General features: G+C 41.6%; 22 protein-coding genes and 1 pseudogene. 11 read left to right on the top strand and 12 right to left on the bottom strand.

The features are described from left to right. Positions 1-37 precede the first annotated feature (37 nt). Together WN948_RS10335 and WN948_RS10330 are read right to left on the bottom strand one after the other, a co-directional pair. Positions 38-469, bottom strand: a complete 432-nt coding sequence (locus WN948_RS10335) for a hypothetical protein (protein WP_342304122.1) — start codon at positions 467-469, stop codon at positions 38-40. Positions 470-961: 492 nt separating this feature from the next. After that, positions 962-1,660 (bottom strand): (5-formylfuran-3-yl)methyl phosphate synthase, encoded by a 699-nt coding sequence (locus WN948_RS10330; RefSeq protein WP_342304121.1) that lies wholly within the window; start codon positions 1,658-1,660, stop codon positions 962-964. A 45-nt stretch (positions 1,661-1,705) separates the two neighbouring features. Between WN948_RS10330 and WN948_RS10325 the strand changes: the two genes are divergently transcribed. Beyond that, complete coding sequence (locus WN948_RS10325) at positions 1,706-2,416, top strand: HisA/HisF-related TIM barrel protein (protein WP_342304120.1); 711 nt, start codon at positions 1,706-1,708, stop codon at positions 2,414-2,416. Between the two features lie 36 nt (positions 2,417-2,452). After that, positions 2,453-2,689, top strand: a complete 237-nt coding sequence (locus WN948_RS10320; protein ID WP_342304119.1) for a hypothetical protein — start codon at positions 2,453-2,455, stop codon at positions 2,687-2,689. Between the two features lie 12 nt (positions 2,690-2,701). Here the strand turns inward: WN948_RS10320 and WN948_RS10315 are convergent, their stop codons facing one another. From WN948_RS10315 to tmk, 3 genes are all read right to left on the bottom strand, one after another. Beyond that, positions 2,702-3,034, bottom strand: coding sequence for a sensor histidine kinase (locus WN948_RS10315; RefSeq protein WP_342304118.1), 333 nt, complete (start codon positions 3,032-3,034; stop codon positions 2,702-2,704). Between the two features lie 16 nt (positions 3,035-3,050). Then, positions 3,051-4,550, bottom strand: a complete 1,500-nt coding sequence (locus WN948_RS10310; protein ID WP_342304117.1) for a PAS domain S-box protein — start codon at positions 4,548-4,550, stop codon at positions 3,051-3,053. Between the two features lie 172 nt (positions 4,551-4,722). Further along, positions 4,723-5,325 (bottom strand): dTMP kinase, encoded by a 603-nt coding sequence (gene tmk, locus WN948_RS10305; protein WP_342304116.1) that lies wholly within the window; start codon positions 5,323-5,325, stop codon positions 4,723-4,725. Between the two features lie 318 nt (positions 5,326-5,643). On the opposite strand from tmk, the gene WN948_RS10300 reads away from it, so the two are divergent. Both WN948_RS10300 and polX read left to right on the top strand, forming a co-directional pair. Beyond that, the gene (locus WN948_RS10300) at positions 5,644-6,312 is read left to right on the top strand and encodes a DUF166 domain-containing protein (RefSeq protein ID WP_342304115.1); all 669 of its coding nucleotides are present in this window, start codon (positions 5,644-5,646) and stop codon (positions 6,310-6,312) included. A gap of 18 nt (positions 6,313-6,330) precedes the next feature. After that, positions 6,331-8,061, top strand: a complete 1,731-nt coding sequence (polX, locus tag WN948_RS10295) for a DNA polymerase/3'-5' exonuclease PolX (RefSeq protein ID WP_342304114.1) — start codon at positions 6,331-6,333, stop codon at positions 8,059-8,061. A gap of 417 nt (positions 8,062-8,478) precedes the next feature. Here polX and WN948_RS10290 read toward each other — a convergent pair whose 3' ends face one another. Together WN948_RS10290 and trxA are read right to left on the bottom strand one after the other, a co-directional pair. Next, entirely contained in the window at positions 8,479-9,915 is a 1,437-nt protein-coding gene (locus WN948_RS10290) for a methanogenesis marker 14 protein (protein ID WP_342304113.1), read from the bottom strand. Positions 9,916-9,924: 9 nt separating this feature from the next. After that, positions 9,925-10,317: a thioredoxin gene (gene trxA / locus WN948_RS10285; protein ID WP_342304112.1), complete on the bottom strand. Its 393-nt coding sequence runs from the start codon at positions 10,315-10,317 to the stop codon at positions 9,925-9,927. 207 nt (positions 10,318-10,524) lie between these two features. On the opposite strand from trxA, the gene WN948_RS10280 reads away from it, so the two are divergent. The 5 genes from WN948_RS10280 (at position 10,525) to WN948_RS10260 (ending at position 16,559) form a co-directional block, all read left to right on the top strand. Then, complete coding sequence (locus tag WN948_RS10280) at positions 10,525-11,547, top strand: restriction endonuclease (protein WP_342304111.1); 1,023 nt, start codon at positions 10,525-10,527, stop codon at positions 11,545-11,547. A 78-nt stretch (positions 11,548-11,625) separates the two neighbouring features. Then, a complete protein-coding gene (locus WN948_RS10275; RefSeq protein WP_342304110.1) occupies positions 11,626-11,835 on the top strand; it encodes a copper ion binding protein in 210 nt (69 codons plus the stop codon). Between the two features lie 41 nt (positions 11,836-11,876). Next, the gene (locus tag WN948_RS10270) at positions 11,877-14,642 is read left to right on the top strand and encodes a heavy metal translocating P-type ATPase (protein ID WP_342304109.1); all 2,766 of its coding nucleotides are present in this window, start codon (positions 11,877-11,879) and stop codon (positions 14,640-14,642) included. A gap of 78 nt (positions 14,643-14,720) precedes the next feature. Next, on the top strand, positions 14,721-14,888 hold the full coding sequence (locus WN948_RS10265) for a hypothetical protein (protein WP_342304108.1): 168 nt from the start codon (positions 14,721-14,723) through the stop codon (positions 14,886-14,888). Positions 14,889-15,488: 600 nt separating this feature from the next. Beyond that, a complete protein-coding gene (locus WN948_RS10260) occupies positions 15,489-16,559 on the top strand; it encodes a PEF-CTERM sorting domain-containing protein (RefSeq protein ID WP_342304107.1) in 1,071 nt (356 codons plus the stop codon). Positions 16,560-16,703: 144 nt separating this feature from the next. Here WN948_RS10260 and WN948_RS10255 read toward each other — a convergent pair whose 3' ends face one another. Next, complete coding sequence (locus tag WN948_RS10255; protein ID WP_342304106.1) at positions 16,704-17,681, bottom strand: radical SAM protein; 978 nt, start codon at positions 17,679-17,681, stop codon at positions 16,704-16,706. Between the two features lie 52 nt (positions 17,682-17,733). Then, complete coding sequence (locus WN948_RS10250) at positions 17,734-18,603, bottom strand: 4Fe-4S binding protein (protein ID WP_342304105.1); 870 nt, start codon at positions 18,601-18,603, stop codon at positions 17,734-17,736. A 249-nt stretch (positions 18,604-18,852) separates the two neighbouring features. On the opposite strand from WN948_RS10250, the gene WN948_RS10245 reads away from it, so the two are divergent. Continuing rightward, positions 18,853-20,013, top strand: a complete 1,161-nt coding sequence (locus WN948_RS10245) for a Coenzyme F420 hydrogenase/dehydrogenase, beta subunit C-terminal domain (protein WP_342304104.1) — start codon at positions 18,853-18,855, stop codon at positions 20,011-20,013. A 488-nt stretch (positions 20,014-20,501) separates the two neighbouring features. Then, entirely contained in the window at positions 20,502-21,308 is an 807-nt protein-coding gene (locus WN948_RS10240) for a methyltransferase domain-containing protein (RefSeq protein ID WP_342304103.1), read from the top strand. A 17-nt stretch (positions 21,309-21,325) separates the two neighbouring features. On the opposite strand, the gene WN948_RS10235 is transcribed toward WN948_RS10240, so the two are convergent. The 3 genes and pseudogenes from WN948_RS10235 to WN948_RS10225 all read right to left on the bottom strand — a co-directional run bounded on the left by WN948_RS10235 (position 21,326) and on the right by WN948_RS10225 (position 23,282). Then, positions 21,326-22,003, bottom strand: coding sequence for a class I SAM-dependent methyltransferase (locus WN948_RS10235; protein WP_342304102.1), 678 nt, complete (start codon positions 22,001-22,003; stop codon positions 21,326-21,328). A 148-nt stretch (positions 22,004-22,151) separates the two neighbouring features. Then, positions 22,152-22,355 (bottom strand): annotated as a pseudogene (locus WN948_RS10230) (DUF1232 domain-containing protein); the annotation flags it as partial. A 138-nt stretch (positions 22,356-22,493) separates the two neighbouring features. Continuing rightward, on the bottom strand, positions 22,494-23,282 hold the full coding sequence (locus WN948_RS10225; RefSeq protein WP_342304101.1) for a helix-turn-helix domain-containing protein: 789 nt from the start codon (positions 23,280-23,282) through the stop codon (positions 22,494-22,496). Positions 23,283-23,297 lie beyond the last annotated feature (15 nt).

The raw sequence follows: 23,297 nt of genomic DNA, 5'->3' as shown, positions 1-23,297 counted from the left end.
TTAATTTTTAAGAATAGGAATATGAGGAGTAGGGGGTCTAAGTTAAAGTTGTGTTAATAAATTCAGTTATTACAGGCCAACCATTAATAGCACCTGCGAGTAAAACAATAAAAGCTAATAAAGCAAGAATGTATTGCCATTGCTTTTTAGCTACATTAGAAGCTATTCTAAATGCTTGGTTTATTTTGTGTTTGTTTATAAAAAAAATGTATTGGCTTTCAATTATGTTTGCTATGGGATCAACCATACTCTTTTGATATCTAAAAGACTCCATGAATACTTGGTACATTTTTTCATGATTGACCTCGACTGTTTGGTCAGATAAATTTATGTGGCGATTGATTATTTTATTGTGTACCTTGAAAGTGTTACGCCAGCCGGGATTATATTTTTCTATTAATGGTTTACTATTTCCATACCATGATGCATATTTATCAAGTATTTCTTTTTGTAAGGTTAACATTTCCATCGAAAGTTTGCCCCACGTATAATAATTGTAACTATTCAGCCTGACTGTTTTAATGATGCAAAAAACAATATACTATGGCTTCATTCTATGTGTTAAAAAATAGTAACTATTCAGCCTACCACAATTAGCCTATTGATACTGATTTGTAACTATTCAGCCTGATAAAAACGCTATCAATAACAATCTTGACAAAAAGTTGAAACGTAAATTTCATTAGGATCATTTATTTTGATTGTTGCTATTGATTGCTTTTTTGATTGTTAGATTGTTAGTGAGCAGACATCTCTATTTCGATGAAATCAGTACCAATAGGCAAATCGTGCCAGGCTGAATAGTTACTCGGAAAGATTTGCTGGACATTTGTAAAACGCCCCTGTTATGCTTCAGCCATAAATTGCAGTCCATGCAATTACAACCCATCAACCACTTGTCCAAGAACAATAGCAAGGCTGAATCGTAAAAAGCTGTCAAAAATAGAAGATGTAACCGAAGTTACATCTCATTCTTCAATTTCTCAACAAGCTCAGCCCTGATACAGTCATCACGGTCTCCGCCACATACCATGCCACGAACACCTATTATGTCAGGCTGAATGCGCTTGAGCACCGGGATATCGTCGAAAATGAGTGAACCGGCAATAGCTGAGAGCAGACCTACTTCACGAATAGCAGCTGTGAAAACAGTGAGTGCTTCCTCATCCATGAATTCGAATGTGGAGCGACCGTCCTTGATACCTGTATCTACCATTACCACATCAACACCTGCTTTTGCGCCGACGGCAGGAAGCAGTTGTGGATTGATGGAATTGATACGCTCATAGTCAGAATAACCTGATGCAACTACCTTTTTCTCAGGGTCAAAGTCCTTTACAGCTTTTGTGATGTTGGTAAGCATTTCGAGAGCTTGACCCTCGGTTTGCACATCATAAAGACCGACTTTGATGTAATCTGCACCTGCAACTGCGGCACCAAGTGCTGCAAGAGATGCTGTGCCCGGTTTGAAATTAAAGTCGCCGATTGTTGCGCTGATTGGCTTTTCAGACTTGATCGCTTCCTTTACCGAACTTATGATCCATGGGAAATTTGCGCCAAGTGAACCTTCTTTTGGATTCTTTACGTCAACAATGTCAGCACCGCCTTCGTGTGATGCGATTGCCTCTTCAGGATTGATAGGACTTATTAGTAATTTCATATTATAACCTCTTTTTTTATAGCATGACAGGTGTATCAATTATATATGTTTCGTATCATTTTCGTTCTTGATATATTCAACCGGACCGTAGTCCATGCGCAGGGCGGGAATCGTAGTGAATATAAACCCATACATTTCTCCAGCTGCATATGCAACACATCCAATGCCGTTAAGATAGTCGATGCCGTAAAACCAGCAGAAGTATACATAGCAGACCTCAACCTGCTTGAGAAGATTGGCAAGAGGGAAAAGAACTTTGATATCATAAAAGCCATATCTGAGAATACAAAGGTAATGCTGGATCCTGGAATCACATCCGTTTCTGAAACAGAGGATGTTATGGAAATAGTACAATCCATTATACTGGGAACCGAGACCGCATCCCTTGATACAATAAAGACGGTTATTTCACTATATCCTGGAAGAGTTAATGTCAGCATTGACAAAAAGAATGGTAAGATACTCACAAGCGACCCATCTATGCCTGATGACCCGTTCAGAATAGTAGAACTACTGAATGACTATGATCTGGATAACATAATAATCCTGGACCTTGACAGAGTTGGAACATCAAGTGGCGTGGATTCACAATTTTTAAGTAAGATTGTCTCTATCTCTGAACATAATGTACTTCTTGGCGGCGGTGTCCGCAACGTGGAAGACATTAAGGCATTGGAAGAGATAGGAATAAAGGGCGCACTTGTTGCAACCGCACTACACAACGGTTCCATCCCCCTTCATGAAATTCAGAAGTAACATTATATAACAAAATTATCATTTATCGGTGTAATCATGGCAGACAAGGAAGACAATGTAGAAATAGGCGAGAACTATGGAGAAATTAAGATGGGAGCCGGCTGGTTCCTGACCATTACCCTCGCATCAAGTGAAAGATTCGAAAACGAATACATAGAGATCGCAAAGGAAAGAAGCGGACAGAAGAAAGCACGTTTTAACCTGAATCCTAAATACACTCGCACACTTGGAGAAGCTCTTATCAAATTCGCTGATGAGAACGGACTTGAGTGACCTGTGGGGTCACTAACTTACTTTTTTGAAGGTTACCCAGAAAACACTGCCTTTTCCTTCCAGATTGTCCTCTACGCCATAGTAGCCATCATGTAGCTCCATGATACGTTTGACAATGGCAAGTCCAAGGCCTGTGCCCCTAACACCTTTTTTATCAGCACGTTTGAAACGGTCGAATAAAAAAGGCTTATATGAATCTGGAATTCCATCCCCACGGTCAGTGACCGTGACTTTCCAGAATTTACCTTCATCAATGAAATCAATGCTGATGACATTGTTTTCAGGTCCGTATTTTATAGCATTGGATAACAGATTCATAAAAACTTCACTTACAAGAGGATTCACACTGGAATAACAGGGATTATCGGAAGATAATTTTAAAATGATTCCTTTGTTTTTGATCTGTCGAGAAAAGTCGAATATTATATTTTTGAAAACGCCGGCAATATCTATATTTATGATAGTCTATTTCTTCGATGGAATTGAGTTTCTCATATCTGCAAGCACTTTCAAGCAGGTTTATCAGTTTTTTGTTACTTTCTGAGATCATACGTAAGAAGCGAAGCTTTTTCTCATCTACTTCAAGTTCCTCAAGAGTTTCCGTATAACCACTTATAGTACTGGCAGGACTAAGCAGGTCATGACGTATGATGTCAGAAAAAAGATCTTTCAAATGATTTAGTTGTTCAAGCTCTTTAGTGTGTTTTTGCAGTTCTCTTTCTGCATTTTTCATATTAGTTATGTCAAGTACTGCAAAAGTAACACCTTTTGAAAATGATTCAGGGTAAATAGGACATGAACTCAGAATAACATCGATTATCACACCATCTTTGCGAGCCATCCTAGTCTCTACTATTCCTGTCCCCCTCTCATTTATCAGGGAATATTTCTCCAGACCCACATGTTCATATGTTTCATCATCAGGATATATCATTCTGGAATTTTGGCCAACGAATTCTCCCCTTGAATAACCAAGCATTTCACATAAATTATCATTAACCTCTACAAATGCCCTGTCAGACACAACGCCTATTCCGGTAGGTACTGCCCTGAATATACTCTCAATACGTGCCTTACTTTGCTTAAGTTCCTTTTCCTTCATTTTTCTCTCAGTGATATCAATAATTATACCATTATAGCGGAAAGGATGGTCACCGCCATTCTCACTGAGCAGGGATATTTCATTTACCCAAATGACATCACCTGCTTTACTTACCAGGCGATAATCTTCAGAAAGGTATACCTGATCGGTACTCTCAAATGCAGCCACATCTGATGCCAGTTTTTCAATATCATCAGGATGAACAATATCAATGTACCTCATGCCACCCGACTCAAAATCCTCTTTACTATATCCAAGCTGAGAAATGTTATCGGACACATATTTGACAGGCCACCCCTCTTGGCATGACCAGCTAAAAGTAATGATAGGTATACATTTATAGATCGATTCAAGGTTCCTGACATTATATATCTCATCGATGAGAACCTTTTCCTTGTAGTAATTCTCACTCACTTCTTCCAAATAGATAACAATGCCTTCATAATCCCCACTTTCACTGAAAAAAGGCACCATACGTACGGAAAGAAAAATATGTTTACCCAAGGGAGTGATTACATGCATCCGCTGCTTGAAGGATTCCTTAAGGGAACTCTTAGTATTAATATACAATTGCCTTAAACCTGGATTGCCATCGAGCGTGTGATTAGGAATATCACGAAAGAGGTTCTTTCCAATCACATCCTCTGCAGACACACCCAGAATAGATTCCATTGCATTATTAAAAAGAATGAAGTCATCATTTCTGTCAAAAGCACATATTCCAATTGGTGCGTTCCGAACAATTATCGAATCAAGCATTGTCTAACCAGACCTGATTTTTGCAGAATAATTGTGAACATAAATACTACATAAGTAAAGTATGACCTCTAGCTATATATCAATATATTAAACATGATGATTCATTTTACCAATTGTATAAAATTGATAAATGAAATATTAGCATGACATAAAAATCAATGTGATACAATCCTTATCGTAAAAATGAAAAAATTGCATCCAGAACTTCAGATTCAATCTCGCCGATACTACGGTCAGTATCAATTATCACAAATCTTTCTGGGTTTTCCCTGGCAAGCCGCAGGTAGTTCTCTCTCACACCTTCAAGGAAACTTATCTTCTCAAATTTGGTTTTGTCCCCGCGATTGCCGCATCGCTCCACAGCAATGTCCGGTTCTATGTCAAAGAGGATTGTCAGATCGGGGTCCACAGTCCAGCCCCTGTGAATGTCCTGGATCCATTTCACAGGATCAGCGAACCGGCTTTTTAATGTCATACCCTGGTAAGCATAACGGCTTCCTGAATAACGATCTGAAATCACATTCTTTCCACCTTCCAGAGCAGGGAGCAGGAGCTTAGAGATATGCTCTGCATGGTCTGCGGTGAAAAGCAAAAGCTCTGCAAGGTTATCCGTATCAGAATGGATGGCACGGTTCACAGCCTCACCTATCCAACCAGTTGTGGGTTCTCTTGTGAAAACAAACTCTGAGAATCTGGAATTTGAATTCAACAGACTTGTTATCGTCGATTTACCAGAACCATCTATACCTTCCAGAGTGATGAGTTTACCTTTCATGAGCATCAACAATGAAAGCAAAGGAATACTATTTAGAGTATTTGTTCCACAAAAACTCTGATTCCCTTTTATGTCCTTAAGACGTCTTCACTGACGCACTGTGGGCATTTCACCGGAAACATATCAGGATTTTCCATAAAAACGAATTCACATGTATTGCATCTGAAGTATACTTTATTAGGGTCATAGTTGTCCATAATTATTCCTCAAATAAATATGACTCACAATGATAAATATAGTAATCGGTTGTATAAATATAACGTATATGCATCCGGCAAAACTATATGCAAAGGAAAAGAACCCTGAAAAGGATACTAAATGACAACAATTGGAGTAATTACCAGGGGAAAGTATGGGAACCGCCTGATAGATACCATTAGCTCAAAAACTGAAATGGAAGTAGTTCAGACTTCCGTGCCGCAGATGCTGCCTGACTTCATCGATGAGCCAAATGAATTCCTGGAAGGACTCAATATAGACAACTCCGTGTTCGATTCGGACATTGTTATCACCTATTCACTTCATCCGGACCTTACCGCGGCAATAGCCCATATGGCAGGAAAAGCCGGTGTAAAAGCCCTGATAGTACCTGGAGGAGCATCAAAAGCACCTGTTGTGGAACTTGAAGATATAGCAAAACAGTATGACATGCTCATTGAAGTTGAGGATATATGCTGCACCCTTCAGGAAAAGCCGGAAACAAAAGAACTTTGTTCGCACCTATCAAGCCCTGTCCTTGATATTGATGTCGATAAAGGTATAATAGAATCCGTAGAAGTATTATGTGGGGCACCATGTGGAAGCACGTGGCACATGGCAAAGGAACTTGTAGGAATGAAGGTAGAAGAAGCACCTGCCAGAGCCGGACTGCTCATACAACAATATCCATGCAGGGCCATCAGGGGAAATATGGGCGGCATCCATGAATCCGGGGAGATTCATAAAAAAGCCGTCGAAGATGCGATTCAGAAGAAAAAAGAAGACTGAGCTTATAAATGGGGAAATATGGACAATATCCAGATAGCTGAAAGGTTCAACCAGATAGCAAAACTTCTGGAATTCAAGGGAGAGAATCCGTTCAAGACCAGAGCATATACAACTGCCGCAAAGACGATAAAAGGACTTGATGAAGAACTGGTGTTATTATACAAGAATGGAAAAATCGACACCTTACCAGGAGTCGGTGAAGCACTTAAAGGCAAAATAGTAGAAATGCTGGAAACCGGTTCATTCAACGCCTATGAGAAGACAGTGAAAGAAGTACCACATGGCATCATGGATATAATGAATATTCCCGGCATCGGTCCGAAAATGGCAAGGCAATTCTACGAAAAACTTGGTATCACATCTATTGATGAACTAAGCAAGGCTGCCAGGGAGCACAGGATACGGAGACTTCCAAGAATGGGTGAGAAACAGGAAGATAAGATCCTCAGGTCGATTATCCGACTTCAACAGGACAAGGATCAGGGAAGACACCAAATAGCTCTTGCCACATACATCGCAAAAGAGATAACTGAGGAGTTGTCCTCCAGCCCATATATCGAAAAGGTAGTCATAGCAGGCAGCTTGCGAAGAAAGAAGGATACTGTGGGAGATATTGACCTTATAGCAGTTTCAGATGATCCGGAAAAGACACTTCGAACCTTTGTAAATCTGAGTAAGGTTGAAGAGGTACTGGAATCAGGAACTTCTAAAAGTGCTGTCATGTATCCTGGAAACCTGCGTGTGGACCTGAGAGTTGTTGAAAAGATTTCATTTGGTTCAATGTTGCAGCATTTCACGGGTTCAAAAGAACATAATATTCACCTTCGAAAAATTGCACTCTCAAAAGGTTACAGCCTGAACGAGTATGGCATTACAAATGAAAGCAGTGGCAAACTCACACCATGCAGCAAGGAAAAAGACCTGTATGAATTTCTGGGACTGGAATACCTGACCCCCGAACTCAGAGAGAACCGGGGAGAGATAGAAGCAAGCCTCACAGGAAAGCTTCCTCACCTGATTGAGAAAGAAGATATTAAAGGCGATCTTCATGTCCATTCCAATTGGAGTGACGGTGTAAACACAATAGAAGAACTTGCACAGGCGGCCATTCAGCGCGGATATGAGTACATTGCAATCACAGACCACTCACATTCCACAGGTATTGCCAACGGATTATCTGAAAAAAGGTTGCTTGAGCATATCGAAGAGATAGAGGTTCTCAATGAGAAATTCGACGACATAAGGATACTTTCAGGTACAGAATGCGATATTAAAGCAGACGGAAAGCTGGATTACAGTAATGACATCCTTGAGAAACTGGACATTGTAATTGTGGCGGTACATGCTGGACTTGAACAGGACATGAACAAGATGACCAGGAGGATATTTGCAGCCCTTGAGAATGAACATGTGGATATACTTGCTCATCCCACCGGCAGAAAATTCGGCAAACGACCTGCATATGACGTGGATATGGATAAAATACTAACCGTGGCAAAAGACAACGACAAAGCCTTGGAAATCAATTCTTCGCCATGGAGACTTGACCTGAATGACACCAATGCAAGAAAAGCAAAGGAATATGGTGTTAAGATTGCCATCAACACAGACACACATGCAATTGACCATTTTGACAATATATCATTTGGGATAGATGTTGCAAGAAGGGGATGGATAGAACAGGAAGATGTTATCAATACCATGAGCCTGAAGCAACTGTGCGTCAGACTTGGCATTCCAAAAAAATGATAATAAAATAAGATTCCAAAACTTAATATTATAGATATATTGCACCATAAGGAAATAATTGATATTCTTGTTGCTTCCTTTCAGGAAAAAAACAAAAAATATAAATTCCTCTTCTGTAAATTTAATTTTGATAAATACAAGAAAGGAGTAGAATTACTGAAGAATCAACAGTGTAATACAGTTTGTAGGCATTTACGCTTAGCTGGTAGTTAAACACATCATAAATGGAAAATTATGAGGTGCTATTTTGAAAAATATGAAAGCTAACAGGCATGACAGATCCGTGAAAAAACATGAAATCGAGTTTCAGAAAGAGATGAAAAGGCAGCAAAAAAGAAGAACATGATAATATAGCTTTTTTGGGTTACGCTTTAATGAAAATATTAACTGGCAGGATTATCCTGCCAATTCCTATTATTATTTGTTCTGCAATTTAATACGCTGAGCAAGTATGCATTTTCCGCCTCGGTGACCACCCAACGGATTAAAGGTAGTACCCAGGGAATTCATGCACCTTGCCATAACAGCGGCACCACGTGCAAGACCGTCATCCACGAATACAACATGCTCGTCGATCTTGTGGTTGATGCCAAGTTCATGAAGGTACTTCAGTATGAGTTTTGGCTTGTTGCCGGTTATACCTGCCCTTCCAGTGACACCTATTGCAGTGTCCTCAAAAACAAGACCCTCATCCTGTGCCACCTTGACAAGACGCTGCACTACACGCCCCATGACCTCATCGATGACAGCGAACAGAAACTTCATATTATGCTTTTCATAGATCTCAGCTCCAAGTACTGCCAGTTTATCCATATCTGAGCCATTGTCACCAATATCACAGCCAATTAGTACTACGTTTATCGCATCTGCAGCCTCTGAATTCACAGGAACACTGCCGTATCGATTACGGCCTTTGGGAACTTTCTCAATAATGATATAGTTCAATATTTTCTCTGCATATTCATGAATAGCTTTGCCTTTCAGTTTCAGACTGATCCCATCAAGTGACTTGTCACCGGAAATATCAAGTGCAGTACCTTTTTTGGAATCAACCTCACCAGTTCCTTTGATAATCGCATCAGGAATAGCACCGGCGTAACCACAGAAGTTTCCGATGGTCTTCGCATAAGGAAGATCAGGGCTGATTATCCTGCCGTCAAGAGTGGTACCAAAATCCATGGAAATACATGGATTGCGGAAATCCACGTCCACCCATTTTGCACCTTCCTTAATTCCCGCAGTTGCAAGTTCTCCTTCCATTTCGTTAGCAACTATCTCAACACCTGTTGCACCGGTAGGAGGAGTCACACTTGCCACTGCACCATCAAATATCACTTTTTCAAGTTTGGAGTATTTCTGGAACCTGTCAGGGATATTAGAAATAGACATTGGTGGAGTCATTCGGTTTGGCGGTACTCCTGCCATTAGACATCCGTCTGCCAGTGCCTTGATGAACTCACCTACTTCATCAGGAGAATCAAAACCTGCAACAACACCTGTAGATCTGACAACGAAATGAACGTCTGTCTTAATGTCAAGATTTGCGTCCTTCACAGCTCCAAGGAGAGTATTTTTAACCAATTCACCAACCGATTCCCTTGTCAGCTCGACACCGTTCAGTGTCATTCCAAATACCTCTTCTCCTGGTTTTGGAGGGCGTACATCCCTTGTCATACTAACTGTTTTTTTAACAAGCCTTGTCTTGCCGTCTTCCAGATTGGTTGCGGTGAGAATACATTTTGTAGTGGTATTACCCACTTCTACCGATGCCACAATAAAATATGATTTGGATTTGTTTTTAAGATCAAGTAAGCGAACTGAAGGACTTTCTGCAATTCTGGGTTTATATGCCATTTGTTTCCCTCACATATAGGGTTGAAGTTTCTGGGTGATATTCTGTTTAGGTACAGCACCAATTAACTTATCAACATATTTTCCTTCTTTGAAGATAAGCATAGCAGGAATACTAGTTATTCCAAATTTTACAGCTGTCATTTTGTCCTCATCTACGTTCAACTTGCCAATGACTAATTTTCCCTGCATTTCGGTTGCCAATTCATCGAGAACAGGAGATATCGTACGGCAAGGACCGCACCACGGCGCCCAGCAATCCACCAGTACCAAAGGATACTTTGATACGAATTCATCAAATGTTGCATCTGCAATTGTCACCGGACCTGAAGGATACTGGTTTTTCTCCAGAGATCTTTGTAAGTCCTGCATCCTTTTTTGCCTGATAGATTCTAATTCATCCATGAAATACACCTTTTTGATAAGTATTATTGTTTACAGATATTTAACTGTGAACATGATTTGATATAGACGTTGGATTTCTCTTTAGTATCTGTTATTAACACATTTAATTGTTTGTATGGTTGTGCAATTACTACGCAATACCATGCCCTCCGGGAAAATCTGGGAAAAAGGAATAAACATCAAAACAATAGACTAACAGGGATAAAAATGGCAAAATGGACACTTGAGAATATACTTAGAATCGACCCGCAGGAGTTTGAAGTACTTCTCTCAAGACTTTTTTCGAGTATAGGATACAAGACAGAACTTACCCAATACTCCAGAGACAGAGGAATTGACATTGTTATTATGATAGAGAACTTCGGACTCACGCACAAATGGCTGGTCCAGGCGAAGAGATATTCAGAATCCGTAGGTGTAAAGGAAGTAAGAGAATATAGCAGTCTCAGATATCGTGACCATGTTGATGGCGTGATAATTGCTGCAACCTCTTCGTTCACTAAAGAAGCAATGGAAGAAGCAGCAGAGCATAACCTCAAACTCATAGATGGAAATCTGCTTGTGGAAATGCTCAACCACTATTTACCTAACCAGTACTCAGAAATTGCGAACAATTCTGGGAAAAATACTGATAAACTGCCAGAGAAAATAGGCAATGGAGCTATTCTGAAAAGAGGAGAGAAAGTTCTTGCAAATGAAGTAGTAACGATGGGAAATGAAAAGTTCACCATCATCCTGACAAATAAGAATGTGTTCCTCAAAAAGGAAAGTTCCAGCTTCTTTTCAAAAAGTTCAAACATTGAAGAACGCATCGAAATAAAGGACATTTTAGGATTGCATAACGAACCAAACAGATCCGTAATAATAACAGGAAATAAAAAACTCAAAATGTATCCTATTACCTCCAGAAAACTTCCTGAGCTAGCAAATATATTCGAAACCCTTCGCCCGGAATACCTGAGGGGCGAACACCTGAAGCTCTCATCAAGAAATGGAACACAACTAATAATACTCACAAACAAACGTCTAATTGTTTCCGAGATTTCCGGGGAGAGACAGAAGGAGATTTCCAACAAGAAAATCGTTGGCGTTGAACTAAAAAGTGGTTTCCTCAAAAAAGACCAGTTGCTTGTGTTGGAAGATTCCGGTGTTGTAGTAAAACATTATTTTGATGTTAATGAACCTGGGAAATGGAAAGAAATGATAGAACAATGCGTCAGAACATATTGAATTTCTAACAATACTTCACAAGCGTGAAACCTATATAACTGATACATCAAATGACTACTAACCAGGAGAGAGAAAACAATGGTTACAGAAACAATTAAGATCGAAGGTATGATGTGCGGACACTGCCAGGCAAACGTGGAAAAGTCCATTGGTGCAATTGCCGGGGTCAGTGAAGTAAAAGTCGACCTTACAACAAAAAAGGCAACAGTTACCTTTGATGATTCTGTTGCAAACCTTGATGCCATTAAGGCAGCAGTAGCAGACGCAGGTTATACTATTGTAGTCTGAAGTATCAAAAATAAACTAATTTTATTACTTTTTCCAGCAATATGAAAGCAGATATCAAAGTATACGGCATGACATGCATGCATTGCCACAAGCGTGTGAATGATGCAATATCAAATCTCGAAGGTGTGAATTCTGTTGAGGTCAGCCTTGAAAACGAGATGGCATCTGTTGATTTCGATACAGAGACCATTGCCCTTGAGGATATTAAAAAAGCCGTTACTGACGCAGGCTATGAAGTTGGTGAAGATGCCTGTCAGGTTCCCGATGAAGAAGAGGCAGCGTGTCCAATAATAATTGATGATGAAGAGCCGGAAGAAAGCAAAGCGGAGCCAGGAACTGTTAAGGAAATTGCCTTCAAGGTCTCAGGTATGCAATGCTCTGCATGCGCACAGAACATCGAAAAGGCCCTGAATAAACGGGATGCTGTGATATCTGCTTCTGTGAATTTGCCAATGGAAAGAGCATCTATCAGTTATGATCCTGCACTCATCTCCCCGGAGGAGATGGAAAATGCAATTGAGGATATAGGTTATCATGTTGTTAAAGACAGGATCGTGCTTGAAGTAGGCGGAATGAAATGTGCGGCCTGTTCCCAGAACGTTGAAAAAGTCCTCAAGAGACTGCAAGGCGTTAGTTCTGCAAGTGTGAATATTACCACAGGAAGAGCACAGGTAGAATATAATTCATCCCTTGTCTCGATAGATGAAATAAAGAAAGCCGTGGATGGTATAGGATATTCAGCTTCCCTTCCGGCCGATAGAAAGGAATCAGAAGACAGGGAAAGAAAGGAAAGGAAACATGAAATCAGACAGCAGAGGAACAACCTGCTTATTTCCGTTGCAATTTTAATTCCAATAATGCTTGGGAATATGAAAATGATGTTTCCGGGTCCTTTTGGTTTTGTGCCAGCCCTACTCTCTGACAGGAATCTGCTGTTCGTGCTGGCAACCATTGTTATGGTGTTCCCAGGAAGGCAGTTTTTCGTTGGCACGTACCGTGGACTGAAACATGGTGTCACCGACATGAACCTGCTGATAGCCACCGGTACCGGGGCGGCTTATGTAATCAGCATTGCAGCAAGTTACCTTAATCTTGGTCCTGGCTACGAGCATGTGTATTATGACACAGCAGTGATGCTTATCACTTTCATCGTTTTTGGAAGATATCTGGAAGCAAGGGCTAAAGGGAGAACATCCGAATCCATTAAGAAACTCATCGGCTTGCAGGCGAAGACAGCACGAATTATCGTTGCCGGTGAAGAGAAAGAAATACCTGTGGAAGATGTACAGGTAGATGACATCGTCTTTGTTAGACCCGGAGAAAAAGCACCTGTTGATGGGGTTATTGTAGAGGGTTCGTCTGCCATGGACGAGTCAATGATCACAGGCGAGAGTATCCCTGTGGAAAAGAACGTTGATGACATGGTTATCGGCTCCACGCTCAATAAATCAGGTGCACTGAAATTCAAGGCCACCAACGTTGGTGCTGACACCGCCCTTGCAAGGATAATCGAACTCGTGGAAAATGCCCAGAACTCTAAGGCACCCATACAGCGTATAGCCGATGTTGTAGCCGGGCATTTCATTCTCGTAGTTCACGTTATTGCACTGGCAGCGTTCTTCTTCTGGTATTTCATAGGGTATGAGAGATTTGATGTTGCAGTACACTCAGGAATAGCAAGTCCGTTCCTATTCTCTTTGCTTATTTCCATCACCGTGCTTGTGATATCCTGCCCATGTGCCGTGGGACTTGCAACGCCTGCCGCCATTATGGTAGGTACCGGAAAGGGAGCTGAGAACGGCATCCTGATAAAGAGTGGTGAAGCCCTTGAAAGAACACTGAAAATCGACACAATCGTATTCGATAAAACAGGAACCCTCACTAAAGGCAAGCCTGAACTTACCGATATTGTGCTGACTGCTGGCCATGATAAAGATGAGATTCTTACACTTGCAGCAAGTGCAGAGAAAGGCTCCGAGCATCCCCTTGGAGAAGCCATTGTTCGGGCTGCCGAGGAAAAGAAACTGGATATAAGGACTGTGGAGCAGTTCAGCTCTATCGCAGGACATGGTGTTGAAGCCACTATCGATGGCAACATGGTGCTACTTGGAACCCGCAAGCTCATGGAAGACAATGATATTGACACCTCATCGCTCACTGAGAACATGGAAAGCCTTGAAGCTGAAGGCAAGACTGCAATGATAGTTGCAAAAGAAGGACAAACGATTGGAATTGTCGCAGTTGCAGATACCCTCAAGGAAAACTCAAAAGAGGCTGTGGAAAAGCTACAAAAGATGGACATTGAAGTAGTGATGATTACCGGAGACAACCGCAGGACTGCGGACGCAATAGCAGCCCAGCTTGGAATTAACAGAGTACTGTCAGAAGTGCTTCCGGGAGACAAAGCATCGGAAATTAAGAAACTCCAGGAAGAAGGCAGAATCGTCGCAATGGTAGGTGATGGCATCAATGATGCACCTGCACTAACACAATCGGACATTGGTATTGCAATGGGAGCTGGAACGGATGTTGCAATGGAATCCGCACAGATAGTCCTGATAAAGAACGACCTGCGAGATGTGTTGGCATCCATAAAACTAAGTCGCCTGACCATGAACAAGATCAAGCAAAACCTGTTCTGGGCATTCGGTTACAACAGTATTGGTATACCGCTTGCCGCAGGTATACTCTATCCATTCATCACCAGGATAGTCATCAGCCCTGAACTTGCAGCGGCTTTCATGGCTATGAGCTCAATTTCGGTCACAACGAATTCCCTGCTCATGAAGAGAAGCAGGATAAAATAAGGAGGCGTCCAAATGGATAAAGTATCAGACAAGAATGCAGGAAAATACGCACTTATAGCAAGCGTAGTTTCTTGACTTTTGCTTGTCATCATTTTTGCAGGGCTTTCCTTTTTGGTCAATGGTTCCAGAACCGTGCCACTGTACAGCCAGGTGGACATCATTGCAGGCATGGTCTTTGTGTTCATCCTGAGCATGATCGTGGCGGCTTCTGTGTGGCCTGGGATTATTAAGAAAAAAGAAGATTGACAACGACTATCCGATGTATGCTACAATACCTGTTTGATAAATTTGATATCATCGAGATCTATGCATAGTCATTTGTCAAGAAAATTGGCTCAAGAAACGTTCTTAAGAGTGTCAGTTTTAGACATGGGAACATTCTTAATCAGTATTATTAAAAACAATATTGTGAAGATGGTTGCATATATCAATCCTTAAACATGAGTTTGAGTAAGAATATGTAGTTCCCGAATCAAATATCTAGTTCAAATATATTTAAGCACTTCGAATCAGCGTCATTGAACATGAAAATAAAAACATGTCAATTGATCTCGTATTTTAAACTATTTCATCTATCATAGGGAAGGATATATGAATAAATCTAAGTAGATGGCAACTACACATTTTTTCGAAAAAGATAAATACACCCATAACTATTCACGGAATTGGAATTACTATCACTTTACGATAGAAATGTTGGTACGAAAAATGAGAAAAATTAATATAATTACAATAATGATTGTTGCGACCCTGCTGTTATTTTCAACAGCCTGAGCAACAGTCTTTACGCCAGTCTCTATAGAGACCACTCTGAATCCAGGGGAATCCGTAGAGGAAACGAAAACAGTGATAACTGACGCGACCCCCATAGGAAGAGCTGATATAGTTTTCAGCTTTGATCTTACCGGAAGTATGGGCGATGTCCTCAGTACAGCAAAATCCAATGCTGTTGACATTATGACTGCGGTAGATTCCGAGGTTCCTGATGCACAGTTCGGTGTGGTATCATACATGGATGATGTAGATCAATACAATTCATTTGGCTATTCTAACACATACGGCGTAGCTTCACGCGGCGATTACCCATACAACATGGACAATGCAATAACAAATAATAAGGCGGCAATATCCAGTGCAATAAACGGCCTATCACTTGGCTACGGAAGCGATGGACCTGAAGGATATACTCGTGTATTCTATGAAAGCTATGCTGATACAACAATAGGCTATCGCACGGGAGCAAAGAAGATATTCATCAATTTCGCTGATGATATCCCTCATGACAACAACCTGAACGAAGACGTACCTGGTAAAACCGGGATTTATACTACCGGTGGAAACCCAGGAAGGAATGGAGTAATGGATGAAACATCAGACTCCAGCAAGATCGGCGTAGGAAATGATGACCTCGACCTTCAAACTGTCCTGCAGGAAATGAAGAACAACGACATTACCCTTCTGGAAGTACAAAGTAGTTCAAGCAAGTTGGAGTACTGGACTCACTGGACAGGTATTACCGGTGGAAATGTTTATCAAATCGACGACTCAGCTGAAGTAAAGAATGCTATTCTTTCTCTTGTAAGTGATGTAGTATCAAACATCGATGCGCTTACCCTTGAAGTAGAACCAGGTTATGAGAGCTGGGTATCATGGACCCCAGAGTCATACACTGATGTCAAAGGAAGCGAAACAAAGCAGTTCGACGTGACAATTACAGTACCTGCTGGAACTGCCTCTGGAGAGTACAATTTTAAGATACACCTTGTAGCAGACGGAGCTATTCTGGCTTCACAGGATGTTAAAATCACAGTGCCTGGTGAATCATCACCAGCTGCAGATATACCAGAATTCCCAACGGTTATACTGCCAATGGCTGCAATAATGGGCCTAGCATTTGTGTTTATGAGAAGGAAGTAATTGATCTGATAAAGATTAATTACCCTTTCCATTTTTCTTTTTTGAACAGCATTGAGAAATGTGCTGTTGAAATTTTTTAATCACATTACAATGTTCTATCGAGTATTATAAAATAGCTGATAAGAGCTACGTGAGAAAAATCGCTTAAAGGTCCGAATGCGGATTGATATCGCATCCTGTGCACGGCAAACACATCGTATCAAAAGTATCTGCACGCAGACCATGCTCATCCAGTTTTCTCCTCAGGAAACGGTTGAGATGAAGTAACCTTTCTGCAGATGGTCTTTCTATTGTCACCTCGCCTTCGCGTAACGGGTGTCTGGCAGCGGCTCTTAGAATTGGAACAACGCCTATGGATACGAGTTCCTCAATGCCTTTCTCTGCGGATTCATCCGTTTCCCCAAGGCCGATTATGAAATTGGAACAGACTTTGTTCTTTCCAAATATCTCAACGCCTTCTCTTAATGCATCAAGTAAGTGCTCAAGGTCCTGATCGGGACAGACAACCGCGTAGATATCCCTGTCCATGGTCTCAACGTTGTATTTGAGTTCGTCAGCACCGGCGTCCTTAAGCCTGCGTGTGCTGCCTTCAGTCGGGTATACGGAAACACCGATTGGAACATTATATATGTTCCTGAGCCTGCGAATAAGTTCCTCAGCCCTGTCAACCTCTTTTTCTGCAGATATTTCAACGCCTGATGTGATGGAAATTGCCTTCATCCTACCGGTACTGTTGGCATCTGCAATCATCTTCAGCATCTCATCCATGGTCTTAACCTTGCCACCTAATTTTGGGACAGGACAAAACTTGCAGTCAAAGATACATTTCTCACACATAGTAATGAAAGCCTGATCCGGGCAGTGGATGAGTTCCTCTTCAATATTGCCTCTTGCAATCTCAACACCGTCCCTTCTTATCACAAGTTCCCCATTTTCCATTTCTGCATTTAATGGAGATTCTTTTTTAACAGCGAGACGGACACGGTTTCCTCCAGAGTTGAAAAAAAAGGCTACATTGCCAGCTCCAGGACCGGCTGTGGGGATGGTCAAACCGTGAATGAGAGTAGGATCCATGTTTACGGAACCTACTGAGATAAGTTGTGCTTTAGTTTCTGGTTTCATGAATTCTCCATTCGCGAAAATATGACCTTTTTTAGTAGTATAGTTACATAACCTATTTTTGCCTGGGATACTTTATTGTTTCCCCAAAATGATCCATACCATTCCGGTCAATGACATCGCCCAGCCGTTCTCCTTCAAAAGCATTCTGACGATAATATTCAATGGTCTTTTCGAGGATATCAAACACAACTTCCTCTTTGTTCGTCCTGAGCAACTGGTCGCCCATGCGTGGTCTTTTACCGACTTTACCACCAACGAAGATAGCAAACCCTTGTGCCTTTGTTTGCATGGCATCTTTACGGCATGCTGCAATGCACAAACCACAGGATACACATTTATGCATATCAAGGTAAAGGCTGCTACTCTCAATATTTATGGCCAACATACCACAGGCTTTTTCGCATTGCCTGCACATGACACAATTGTCTTCAATAAAAACAGGTTCTTCAAAACCCATGATACCGAAATCGTTTTCCTGAACTTTCAGGCAGGATGCGGGGCAGCCAGTTACTGCTATCTTGAACTTGTAAGGAACTGGTTTTGCAAAGTATAACCCATCTATTTTTTCGCATATTCCCTGACAGTCAATAAGACCACGTTTGCAAACACTGTCTCCCTGGCATGCCACGACAGCTCTTATCTTTTTTCCGGTGGCTCCCGGACCAATTCCCGCTGAAATCATTTGCTCACTGGCATCATCTGTATTGTTAAGATGAACGAACGGTATCTCCATGCCCTGACGGGAGGTCACATGTACATAGCCCTTACCGTACCTGTCGGCAGCATCAGCTGCTGCCCTGAGATAATCGGATGTCAGTTTGCCACCTGCAGCGTGCAAGCGCATGGAGAAGTAATCATCCTGCCTTTGGGAAAGAAAACCTTTTTCCTTTAGCAGGTCTTTGTCTGAATTTCTTTTTACCATTTAGGTCACTTTCTGTTCCATTTATATGGAAGTTATTTGAAACACCTGTTAATAGTGAAGGAATAGATAACTGGTTTAGTAATAAATAGCTGGCATAAAAACATTTTGGAACATCCCTCAAACACAGGAAATATCACTAATAATCATGATGCTGCGAACCTTAATGATTATATAATTCAAATTTTGTTTTATACAATAAGAACAATATAACGCATCCTAAAAGGACATCCGTGATCCTGGGAGATTAAGATGCCGATCGATCCTATATGTAAAAAAATTGTCCCTGAGGGGTCTCCGTGTAATACAGAATACGGAGGAAAAACGTACCATTTTTGTTCCGACTGGTGCCAGGTTAAATTCGAGCACCTCGAAAAAAGCGTTATACGAATGAAGAGATCCATCCCTGAAAAAGAGCGCATATCTTTTGGGAAACTAAGGAAGGATATAATCAAGCCGGGAATCTGCACCTTGTGCGGAGCCTGCTCAGCAGCATGTGAATCCATAGCTATCAAAAACGATCAGCCCACACTTGTGAGCAAATGCACTGCATGTGGTGTTTGCTACAATCAGTGTCCTCGAACCATAACAACTGAAGAGGGACTCATCGGAAAGCTACGCAATGCTTACAGTGCACGTTCAGCACTTCCCGATATCAAGGGACAGGATGGTGGAGTTGTGACTGCAATGCTTGCATATGCACTTGATGAAGGACTCATCGACTGTGCCATCGTCACCAAAAGATCAGAAGAGGAACCGTGGAAACCCGTACCCATGATCGCACGGACATGCGAAGAATTGTTGGACTCTTCCGGCAGTATGTACAGTCACAGCATGACAATGAATGCATTGATGAGTGCCATAAAACAGGGCTGGAGAAGTATCGCTTTTGTAGGTCCGAGTTGTAATATCGATGCTGTCACCAAGATGCAAAAAAGCCCATACGGATTTTTGAATCTATTCATGAGAGCGAATATACTGAAAATGGGACTGTTCTGTATGGATACTTTCTATTACGAAGGAATTAAGGAATTCGTGGAAAGCAAGAACATACGTCTGGAAGATATCGAATCCATGAAGATTCGTAAGGGTCAGTTTGAATTCCACACCCCTGAAGAGCTAAAGGTCTATCCTCTACATGAACTGGACGTGTACAGGAGCAGCTCATGCAAATTCTGTACGGATATGGCAGCTGAGAATGCCGATATATCTTTTGGCGGTGTCGGTACACCACAGGGACGGACCACGGTCATTGCCCGCTCAGGTCTGGGATATGAATTGTATAATGAAGCTGTTGATAACGGTTATATAGACTCAAAACTGCTTGAGGAAAAAGAGATAAAGGGTGCTCTTAACCTTGCGAAGATGAAGAAGATACAGATGTATTCACTTAACCGCAGGCAGAATATTTGAGCTTTTATGGCAGTCCTGATACTGCCAATCTATTTTTATTAATTGTAAAATACTGCTGTACGAATGAGATAGCAGTTTCGTAGATTCCTTCTTTTCAAAATAGAACATTAATTTGTAACTATTCAGCCTGGCACGATTTGCCTATTGGTACTGATTTCATCGAAATAGAGATGTCTGCTCACTAACAATCTAACAATCAAAAAAGCAATCAATAGCAACAATCAAAATAAATGATTCTAATGAAATTTACGTTTCAACTTTTTGTCAAGATTGTTATTGATAGCGTTTTTATCAGGCTGAATAGTTACATTAATTTTATCATTACCCCTGTGCTTGATAAAAAGAATAAAGATAGAACAATTCTGGCACTTACAGTTACTTTTACCTGCCTTGTAATTGTATTTCTGACAGGGATGCTGAAGGGAAATATCTGAGAGTAGTGACACAAAAAACCTACTTTTTTAAGCATCAACATCCAATATTCTATTATGACCTCCTATGACTACGTCCACGGTTATTCCGAAAAGGAATCTGTCCGCCTCCGCGACCAGGCAAATACACTTGAAGAACTCCTGCACAGCGATACAAAATACCCGCCAAACAGCAAAGTGCTTGAAGCCGGATGTGGCATCGGCGCCCAGACGGTGATCCTCTCGAAAAATAGCCCACATGCACGGATTACATCCATAGACATATCAGAGGACTCCCTGAACAAAGCTAAAGAACGTGCCACCAAAGAGGGAGTTAAAAATGTGGAGTTCCGTGTGGAAAGTATCTTCGACCTCCCCTTTGAGGATGAGAGTTTCGACCACGTTTTCGTCTGCTTCGTGCTCGAACACCTAAAGGAGCCAGTCCAGGCTCTTGCAAACCTGCGCAGAGTACTCCGCAAAGGCGGCACAATCACAGTTATCGAAGGAGACCACGGCTCATGCTTCTTCCACCCCGAAACAGAGGACGCAGTAAAAGCCTGGAATAGCCTTGTAAGAGCGCAGGCAAGACTCGAAGGCAATTCACTCATCGGCAGGCAGGTCTACCCACTTATCAAAAAAGCAGGATTCACAAACATTGCAGTATCGCCCCGCATGGCCTACAGCGATTCCAGCCGACCGCACATGGAGGAAGGTTTTGTTAGGAAGACAATCATCCCCATGGTTGAAGGTGTCAGGGAGAGTGCCATTGAGATGGGAATTATTGATGCGGAAACCTTTGACAGAGGGATTGAGGATCTTCACAGGACGGCGGCGGAGTATGGGACTTTCAATTATATGTTCTTTAAGGGTGTGGGGAGGAAATAGTAAAGATAACAAGAAGCTCATAATTTTGTGGCTACTATAATAAACCCATTCACCCTTTTCCCAGTCCTCGTCACAAACTCATCATTCTTGAAATACTCAACCTCAAACCCGTTCTCAATCAACAAAAGAACAAGCTCCTTCTCAGTGAAATGATGAGCAATATAAGCAACTTCCCCGGTTACCTCATCATAAGCAACGATCGAACCCTCCTCCTTTGTCACCGGCAGGTCATTGATGTACCGTTCACGATAGATCTTAGAATGCCAGGTCTGACCGAAATCTGCGATGTAGAGATGGCCTTGTGGTTTCAGAACCCTGCACGCTTCACGGATTATTCTGGCACGGTCGTCTTTTGAGACAACGGTAGTCAGGAAAGCCTGCATTACAGCAACATCGAAACTTGCGTCAGGGAAGGGAAGAGTTGTGGCATTGCCCTTGACAAATAATGGAATTTGCGAGCAGTTCTGAGATTTTGAAGAGGACTTTGCCATGCTCAGAACCTCGGTGTTGACATCAACACCGGTTACCGAATAACCATGCAATGCCAGTGGAAGACTTACTTTTCCGTTGGCACAACCTATGTCAAGAATACGGCAGGCAGGAGATGTGTATTTGTAGATTATCGGGTCAAGCTCAATTGTTGTCGGGATGTTTTTGCCATTAATACATTCCCACGGATTTGTTTGCTCGCCCATTCTTTCTCAAAACTCCTTGAAACTTGCTTCAGAAAAGATACTATCCGTTATGAGATATAGATTATTATCAATAGCTTAATGACGAAAGTCAGTTTTCCGAAGTACTGGTTGACATGTTCTTATGACCCAGAGTCCGCTCGGCCTCACACCTGCATTCCATCATAACAGACTCAGGAATCAGTTTCCTGACCAATAGGAACCCTAGAGGAATCAGGATTATATCATCAATAGTTCCTATGACAGGAATAAAATCAGGAATCAGATCGATAGGGCTTAGAACATAAATGGCAACACCACCTGCAAGCACCCTTGTGTACAGAGGCAGATCTGGCCTTTTGCTTGCAAGGGAGAGTGTTTTTGTGTGTAGCTGCACCTTGTAGAACTTTTCCTTCAACAAAGCTTTAAGAGCTATTTTTACTATACCCATCGGATAAACCTCAGAAAATATAGTCACATGATCCGTGTTATGCGCACTGAACAAAATTACACATCAAACGTCAACAGGACGCGATGTATCCCATTCAGCCTCAATGAAATGTCTGAAGATGCAAACATGCTCTTTCCCATTGTACCATGTGGCATTAAGCGTCAACGGAGCTATATCATCCTTAATAGTTATTACAAGGAGTTCCTCATTATCAATAACAAGTATACCACCCTTTAAAGGGTTTACGTTGCTTTTTTCCTTATATACCCTTATTTCAGCACCGGAAAACTCCTTTGCAATATCTATAACGTGGGCCTTGTCCCTGCCGGTTATCTTTATCTTAACTCCTTCACCGAGCTTCACCTGAATCATCTGTCTTATGGAATCCATGATAGGATAGACCTCTATCACCTTTTTCAGAGAAGAATATGAGGACGCAAATATGATTTCTTCATCGGCGGATTCCATCATCTGGAGAATCTTATCATTGACATTCTTCACACCACTTATATTCCACACAGAATCCTCTTCCACACTACCTTCCTGTGCCTGATAGATAGTCTCAAGCTGCTCATTAGAGAACTTCACAGCGTCCTCATAACTCGCCTTTAATTTGTCAATGATAACATCAGGAGCATATGCCCTATATCGCATTGGTTTGGTATTCTGGACTTTAACCAATCCCCTGTCCTTAAGCCGGTCTATAACGCCATACACAGCAGAGCGTGGGATACCCGAAAGAGCATGGATATCCGCTGCATTCCTGCTCCCGTACTGCGTAAGTGTGACCAAAACCTTTGCCTCATAGGATGTCAGACCCAGTTGCTGGAGAGATTCTATTAGTGAATTCATAATACTAATTGCGTA

Source organism: Methanolobus sp. ZRKC5 (assembly GCF_038446525.1).
Lineage (GTDB): Archaea > Halobacteriota > Methanosarcinia > Methanosarcinales > Methanosarcinaceae > Methanolobus.
Note: the sequence above shows the minus strand (reverse complement) of the source record. Positions and strands in the feature narration are given on the sequence as shown.